8 protein-coding genes are annotated in these 7,725 nt (G+C 42.2%); 3 read left to right on the forward strand and 5 right to left on the reverse strand.

All coding sequences use genetic code 11. The features are described from left to right. Positions 1-131: 131 nt before the first annotated feature. Positions 132-569 carry a hypothetical protein gene (locus DP116_RS28735; RefSeq protein ID WP_211173505.1) on the forward strand — a complete coding sequence of 146 codons (438 nt, stop codon included), beginning with the start codon at positions 132-134 and terminating at the stop codon, positions 567-569. Positions 570-739: 170 nt separating this feature from the next. Here the strand turns inward: DP116_RS28735 and DP116_RS25270 are convergent, their stop codons facing one another. The 4 genes from DP116_RS25270 to DP116_RS25280 all read right to left on the reverse strand — a co-directional run bounded on the left by DP116_RS25270 (position 740) and on the right by DP116_RS25280 (position 5,240). Beyond that, positions 740-2,689, reverse strand: a complete 1,950-nt coding sequence (locus DP116_RS25270) for an AAA-like domain-containing protein (protein WP_169157773.1) — start codon at positions 2,687-2,689, stop codon at positions 740-742. A gap of 3 nt (positions 2,690-2,692) precedes the next feature. Continuing rightward, entirely contained in the window at positions 2,693-3,913 is a 1,221-nt protein-coding gene (locus DP116_RS29730; protein ID WP_339381563.1) for an AAA-like domain-containing protein, read from the reverse strand. Continuing rightward, complete coding sequence (locus DP116_RS29735; protein WP_339381564.1) at positions 3,891-4,376, reverse strand: CHAT domain-containing protein; 486 nt, start codon at positions 4,374-4,376, stop codon at positions 3,891-3,893. Before DP116_RS29735 ends, DP116_RS29730 begins: the two co-directional genes overlap by 23 nt. Positions 4,377-4,976: 600 nt before the next feature. Beyond that, the gene (locus DP116_RS25280; RefSeq protein ID WP_169157774.1) at positions 4,977-5,240 is read right to left on the reverse strand and encodes a hypothetical protein; all 264 of its coding nucleotides are present in this window, start codon (positions 5,238-5,240) and stop codon (positions 4,977-4,979) included. Positions 5,241-5,407: 167 nt separating this feature from the next. Here DP116_RS25280 and DP116_RS25285 point away from each other — a divergent pair, with 167 nt between their 5' ends. Beyond that, complete coding sequence (locus DP116_RS25285) at positions 5,408-6,328, forward strand: DNA polymerase III subunit delta' (protein WP_169157775.1); 921 nt, start codon at positions 5,408-5,410, stop codon at positions 6,326-6,328. A 119-nt stretch (positions 6,329-6,447) separates the two neighbouring features. Here DP116_RS25285 and trxA read toward each other — a convergent pair whose 3' ends face one another. After that, positions 6,448-6,765, reverse strand: coding sequence for a thioredoxin (gene trxA, locus DP116_RS25290; protein WP_169157776.1), 318 nt, complete (start codon positions 6,763-6,765; stop codon positions 6,448-6,450). Positions 6,766-6,916: 151 nt separating this feature from the next. Between trxA and fabG the strand changes: the two genes are divergently transcribed. Further along, the gene (gene fabG / locus DP116_RS25295; RefSeq protein ID WP_169157777.1) at positions 6,917-7,681 is read left to right on the forward strand and encodes a 3-oxoacyl-[acyl-carrier-protein] reductase; all 765 of its coding nucleotides are present in this window, start codon (positions 6,917-6,919) and stop codon (positions 7,679-7,681) included. Positions 7,682-7,725 lie beyond the last annotated feature (44 nt).

Genomic DNA, 7,725 nt, shown 5'->3' on the forward strand with positions numbered 1-7,725 from the left:
CATATAAACCACAGCCAAAACAAGAAAAAAGCTATCACTGGGGAAGTAAACTGCAAACTGCTGTAATTTCTGTGCAAAAAGGAAGGTATAACGGCACGAACGTTCTTGCTGAGTGATGATGGGTTGACTCAATGGCATCCAGCTTTCTTGGAGTTGGGGAAATCTTTGGCAGAATGTGCGGCATTCATATCGGGGATTTTGTAAGAAATATAAACGGGAGCATCCCAATTTTGCAAAAAGACTGGGCGATTAGAAATCGCGGCTACACAAACCAAGTCCGCGTAGGCGGACTTGGTTTGTGTAGCCCCAGACTTCTAGTCTGTAGGCAATTTAAACATTGGGGATGCTCCCATATAAACCACAGCCAAAACAAGAAAAAAGCTATCACTGGGGAAGTAAACTGCACTCACCCTATTAAGGGTAAGAAGAAAAAGACATCACCGGGACAATTGCGATCGCCTTGGGCAGAATGGGAACCCTTAACCACGGAAGTCCAAGAAGTTGCAGAAAAATTTGTGATGGCTAATTGTTATGACCCCAAAAAAGCAATGCAGTTGTTTGATGTTTAATAATTCCGTGGCAGGGTGCCGGGAGCTAGGTATCGAAATCGGTGAAATGCTTATGTTTTCGTAGAAAGTGCTTTTGTAAAAATATTGTTACAACGGGCTGGAACGCTTATATGTTACAGCTGACATTCACCGGGTTCTTCCAATTGTCTCCATATCGCCCCTCACCGCCCTCACCGCCCTGCCCCCGCTTTGACTCTTCCTGCAATATTTTTATCGAGAAAATTCGGGTTCAATTCTTTGATCTCTAAAAGTAACTTGAATGCTTGTTCATAAGTTTTGAATGCTTCAGTATTGTTATTTTGTTCTTTTAATAATGCAGCTTGCATAGCCAAGACATAAACCCCCACTTGCTTTTCTAGAGAAGAGCTTTTTTTCTCTTCCAATCGTAAGAGTTTTACACTATTTTGAATTTCTTCACTAGCTTTTTTCTTGTCTCCCAACTTCTGATATGCAAAGGCAATACCGCTTAACAGTACGGCTTGTTTAAGTTTATAGTTTTCTTTTAGTCCATAAGCTAGCCCTAATTGTCTTCTGGCTTCATCTGCATTTTCTTGCTGATTCTTGCTTTGAAGTTCTCCGCTTAGTTTAGATAGTAGTGAGAGACTTTTAGCCTGTTCCTGGATACGTCCAAGAGTAACTACTGCCAAGCTTCCTGAAATGACTGCTCCCAGCAAAGTCAAAACTAAAACAATACTCCCAACACGAATTCGCCGTTTCGCTTTCTTATTCGCTTCAGTTAATGTATCATTAGCATCAGCCAATGTCTGATTAGCCTCAGCCAATACTTGATTCCTTTTTTCTACTGCTTCCCTATCCTTCCTCTCGCGTTCCAATGCAGCTTCTTTTTCTAATGCAGCGATCGCCTCTTCTTTTTCCTTTGCCTGACTAGCCGCTAAAAACTCTCTATCTTGATAGTTTAAACTTTTATCTTTCGACCAGTCCAATGCATCCTGTAATGCTTTTCCGCGCAACAGTCGGGAGTTATCGCTACCCCCAGAAGCTACCCAAAACTTAAAATTCTCTGAATATGGGCGTAGATTCCTTAATTGGGTTTCAATCCAATCTTGATCAAAAATATCTTTATAAATTGGGTTATAAACTCTTAAGTTATTTTGTTGCCTAACGACTAATCCTGAAAGCTGTAGTTCGCTTTGCTCTTGAGTATCATCTGCTGTAATTTCAGATTGCTCCTCTGAACATCGGATTTGCTGATACAATTCCAGCAGATAAGATGCGCGTTGCTCATCCCTCAAAATCCTATCTCGAATCGTTCGCAGATGTTCTGGTTCATCTTGGGATTCCCAATTTTCTATGATGTGCGATCGCACAACCTGTTCAACAGTCCGGGGATTATCTGTTTCTGATTCCACCATAAACTGACACAGCTTTTGCGTCAGAAACGGTTGTCCTCCCGTCCAGTGTAAGATTTCTTTCATCACTGCTTGAGAATCAGAATACCTTCCGTGCAACCCCTTCTCTAACGGCTCAACTTCATGCAGTTGGAATCCTTTGAGAGAAATAGCTTTCCCAATATTAAACGGGGTGCGCTTTTTATCTGAAATCAAATTGCTTGGTGATGCGACTCCCAACAAACAAAAGGTGAGGCGATTATATTCAGGATTATCAACACGCTGATTGTAACAGGCACGGATAAATGCAAAGAAATCGTCTGTGGGGAAATTGAGGCTGAGAACACTATCAATCTCATCAATAAAAATGACAATATTTTCTTTAATCTCAGCAAGCAGTATCTCTTCAAGAAACTTCCGAAATCGCGTGACAAGCGAATTTAACTGATTTTGTGACCACCAATCCCCAAATTCTACATCCAATCCAAAACTCTCAATCAGCGTATCAATCAAATCTGCATACCATTGTTCTGGTGGGACATTCTGAATCCCTCCAGCAGAAAGGTCAATAGCAGCACATTCTACGCCAGCATCTCGTAATCGGCGCATGGTTCGGACTCGCAAGCTGGACTTTCCACTTTGTCTGGAGTTCAGCACATAACAAAATTTACCTGCCTTGAGTCCTTCATACAATTCGCCATCAGCTTCTCGCGTTACATAAGTGGTGGCTTCTTCGGGTAGACTTCCAGAAAATCGGTATTCGTCAACCATAGCTTACCCCAAACGCATTGAGAAGTACTGACGATATAAATCGCAACTGGGAACGCAATCATTACCTGAGAGTTTCACTAACCCCAAGCTGTGCAGTTTAAACCCAACTTCCGCATTAAGTCTCATAGGTTCATCTGCCATCACCACTTTTTTATAAGCTGATTCTAACTGAGGATTGTGTTGTAAATTCCATAGTTGCTGTCGCAGATGGTCGCTAAAAATTCCTTGTTCTGTCGGCGCAAGGCTTAAAAGTTGTTCTAGAGTTATTTGCTGACTCTTGAGATTGGCTAAAGCCTGCTGTATGAGATATGGGTGTCCTCCTACCAACTGCATCAACTGACGAAATCCATCTTCTCCCAACTGTCCATCTAATTCATACTGGTTGGCAAGAGTTTGCACTTGTTGCAGGTTAAATTCGGGTAACTCAATCGCTAACCCAACATTAAACGGTGAATGATTGGTATCCAAAGATGGATAAACTTCGGTGGAATGAACCACAACTAACCGCAGTTTCTTCCAAAGATTACCAATTTTGTCTCCTTGTTTCGCTGTTTCATACCAACTCCGCAGAAGTAAGCAAAATGAGGAGAAAATATCAGGATATTCAAACAACCGTTCAAAATTATCTATAGCAAAGACCAGAGGAGTTTTGATATCTGAGAGTAAATACTTTTGAAAGTAACGAGTACAGTTTTTATTCAGCCCGTAGATATCTTGCCAGTATTCGTTCACCTTAAGTTGAAGTTCGAAACTGTCAGAAACATCAACGCATAACCACTGCAAGAAGGTTTTTAAGCTAGTTAAGGTATCATTATCAGCTAGTTTCAAATCTAATTTAGCTGTTTGATAACCCTGCTCTCTTGCATAGTCGAGCATTTTCTCCAATAGTAAAGTTTTTCCCATCCTCTGCGGTGCTTTCAGGCGAATCAGCGCCCCTGGTTGTACAATCGCACCAAAGCTTTTCTCCTCAATGGGCGGTCGTTCAATATATATGATTTTATCTGGTTCTGGTGTATAATTACCAGGTAGTGTTTCTTTTGAACGTTGGGATTGTAAATTATTCTGAGTCATAAGTTGAGGAATCAGCTGTTGTGGAATCCCTGCTACCTGAATGAGACTACAACCTAATTTATAAGCAAACTCATAACTCTTATCTGCTCCGAGTGCATCATAAAAACCCACAGCAAATTCAATTGCTGCTTTATCTTGGATTGCCTGACTCATGCCTATGACATAATGAATGTGTTGTGCGATCTGCCGAAGGCAGCAGCGAAGCTATCGCCCTAGCCTGATACTCTGAATAACAAGCATTAAGGACAACACACTCAACTTGGTCAGCAAACAGTTGAAACAATCCTGCCAAAGCTTGTGCATCAACGAGCTTTATTTGACCAGTCTCATCTTCAAATACTAAACCATCTTCTCCAGAACCATGTCCGGAAAAGTGAATGATGTGCGGTTCGTATTCTAAAATGGCTCTGTGGATATCCCTGTAGCGTACTGCTTCTGCCCGATCTATTGAATAGCGATAAGCCGGAGGCTTGACGCTGCGCGTATCGCGCATATGTGCTCGTTTCAACCCCTCCTTAATTTCGCGCATCTCCTCATCCAGACGCAATTGACTTGTCCCAGAGGGATTTGCTGACATCAGCAGGATTTTTCGGTTTTGACTGGGATTATCACTCATGAGAAATTTAGGGTGTTCAAGAGTTATGACCTACGGATTCAAACAGTGAACAGTTATCAGTTACCAGTTACCAGTTATAAGTTACCAGTTATCAGTTATCAGTTATCAGCTTTTTGTTCACTGTTCACTGTTCACTGGTCACTGTTAAAGAGAAAATGCACATTATAAGACCACACTGCTGAAAAACAGTGTGGTTTGGTTAGTTATAGTGATTTTACAAGTTAAGAAATTAAATCTATAATTAGCTTGGAGGCGTCACTGTTTTTTAGTGACATAGTAAGCTACAAAACCAGATTCCAGGATTCCGGATTCGACTCAAATATTTTTTCTTGCGCTGCAAGTGCTTCCAAAAGCTCACAAATTTCTTTTTTTTGATGCAACTAATTCTGGATGATGCTTTGGGTTATCAGCTTGGGGAGCATCCCAAATGTGTAAGTTATATATAGCAATCCTAAATCCTGAGCCGCTGCGGGCACGCTGCTTTGAACGTGACAAACAAGATCCCCGACAACTTTTACGAAGTCGGGGATCTGTGGCTTTCAATTTATGCGCAAAGCGCAGGCACTTTCACACAAATCAAATAGGATTGCTATAGTACCGTTAACTTTTTGTTTCAGATTTTTGTAATTCTTCAACAGAATCCGAAATTGTAAAGGAAGGTGAATCATCAAGCAAGATTTGTTGGGGTGATACTTCGCTTGCATGATTTAAGTAAGAGCCAAAAAGCTTATCGTAATTAGAAGCAACAGCTAGAAATGTTCCACCTAATATATATATAGGAAGCGGTAGGCTGAATTCTTTCACCCAATCAAACAGTTCTGCTAGGGCAAACAGCACCAAAAAGCAGGCTAGCCAAACTCTCATGTTTTTACCCCTAAGATTTAAACACCTTTTTTAATTTTGACGCTCCCACACTGAAGTGAAAACATGGCGTTCCGCTGGTTTTCATCAACAACGTGGCTGAAATATATCTATTATAAAGATGGCTGGCTGAAAACCCAAAAGGGATGTAAAACAAAGCACGACAGAAAATGACTGACGCATTTGCACAACTTGTAGGACAACAGCAAGCAGTGGAATTACTGCTACAAGCTGTAGCAAAAAAACGTATTGCTCCAGGATATTTGTTTGTTGGTTCAGATGGTGTTGGACGGAGTTTAGCAGCACGGTGCTTTGTGGAATTGCTCTTTAGTCCACATCAAAACCGCGTGCGTCAAGGTAACCACCCAGATTTGTTGTGGGTGCAGCCAACTTATTTGCATCAAGGACAACGACTGACAGCAATAGAAGCCGCAGAAAAAGGACTTAAGCGCAAAGCACCAGCTACAATTCGCTTAGAACAAATTCGGGAAATTACTGCGTTTGTGAGCCGTTCGCCGTTGTCAGCACCCAGACAAGTGGTTGTGCTAGACCAAGCAGAAACTATGGCGGAAGCTGCAGCAAATGCTTTGCTCAAGACTTTGGAAGAACCCGGACAGACAACGCTGATTTTAATTGCGCCTTCAGTTGAGTCTGTATTGCCAACGTTGGTGTCTCGTTGTCAGCGAATTCCTTTCTATCGTTTGGATGCAACTGCAATGGCTCAAGTTCTGACACAAACAGGACATGAGGAAGTTTTGCAGCATCCAGCAGTGTTGAGTGTTGCGGCTGGTAGTCCGGGAGATGCGATCGCATCCTACCAACAACTCCAAGCCATTCCCCCTGAACTACTCAAAACCCTGACCAAAGTCCCTTCATCTTACCGTGAGGCTTTGCAATTAGCTAAACAAATTGATAAAGATTTAGATACAGAAGCTCAATTGTGGTTAGTTGATTATCTGCAACAATTTTACTGGCAGCACAAGCGTCAACCAAGCATGATTAAACAGTTAGAACAAGCTCGCAAATCTTTGCTTTGCTATGCTCAGCCGCGTCTTGTTTGGGAATGCACACTTTTATCATTTGTTATTTAGCTATTTGTTGAAATCAGTAGCTATCATGTACTTCCCTACACCCTTACACCCCTACACCCCTACACCCATCTTCAAGCTAGTAGAGACGTTACATATAACGTCTCTACCTTCAAAGCCAATTAAATCAATGCCGTTAAACGTTGCACTAACTGGGGTGTTTGCAGCACACCCTCAATCCGATCCACTGGCTCACCCTGCTTAAAGAGTACCAGCGTTGGTAGAGCATAAATTTCATATTGACTTGCTAATTCTGGATATTTCTCAGTATCAATTTTGACGATTTGTATGCGTCCTTGGAGCTGAGCGTTGACTTGCTCTAAAATTGGAGCCATCATATGACAAGGTCCACACCAATCGGCATAAAAGTCCACCAATACTGGTACATCAGCACCAGATAGCATCTCTTCAAAGCTGTTGAATTGTTTTTTAGTAGCCATGTGACACGCACCACTTTTCTACTGTTTGACTATTTGATTTTTCAATAGTAGTTCCCAAGAGCGCTGATCTGTAAAATCCTAGATTGTTTTTATTGTTGACGCACAATCACTTTATGATAATTAGCGCTGCGGATCATAAAGAGGAATATTTATGGAACTATTGCCAGAAAATTTGCAACTTTTGCGTGAAAAGGTAGTTATTGTTACTGGTGCTTCACGGGGAATTGGGCGGGCGATCGCATTAGAATTAGCAAAACTGGGAGCTAATGTCGTCGTCAATTATGCCAGTTCCAGCAATGCAGCCGAAGAGGTCGTCGATACAATCACAAAAGCCGGAGGAAGTGCCATAGCGCTTCAAGCTGACGTTTCTCAAGCCGATCAGGTAGAAGCGCTAGTGAACACTGTGATCAAAAAGCTCAATCGTGTTGATATTTTAGTTAATAACGCAGGTATCACTCGCGATACACTGCTTTTGCGAATGAAACCGGAAGACTGGCAAGCTGTGATAGACCTAAACCTAACAGGTGTTTTTTTATGTACTCGCGCTGTCAGTAAAATTATGCTCAAACAACGTTCCGGGCGAATCATTAACATTACCTCTGTCGCTGGACAAATGGGTAACCCCGGACAAGCCAACTACAGCGCCGCCAAAGCAGGTGTCATCGGCTTTACTAAAACCATCGCCAAAGAATTTGCTTCTCGCGGTATCACGGTTAACGCTGTTGCTCCCGGTTTTATCGCCACAGACATGACAAGCGATATCAACGCTGAAGAGATTATTAAATATATTCCGCTAGCTCGTTATGGTCAACCGGAAGAAGTCGCTGGGATGGTGCGCTTTCTGGCTGCCGATTCCGCCGCAGCTTACATCACCGGACAAGTTTTTAACGTTGATGGCGGAATGGTGATGGCTTGACACTTTTAAAAAATACAGGGTGTAGGGGTATAGGGGTGTAGGGG

Origin of the sequence: Brasilonema bromeliae SPC951 (assembly GCF_012912135.1) — a bacterium.
Lineage (GTDB): Bacteria > Cyanobacteriota > Cyanobacteriia > Cyanobacteriales > Nostocaceae > Brasilonema > Brasilonema bromeliae.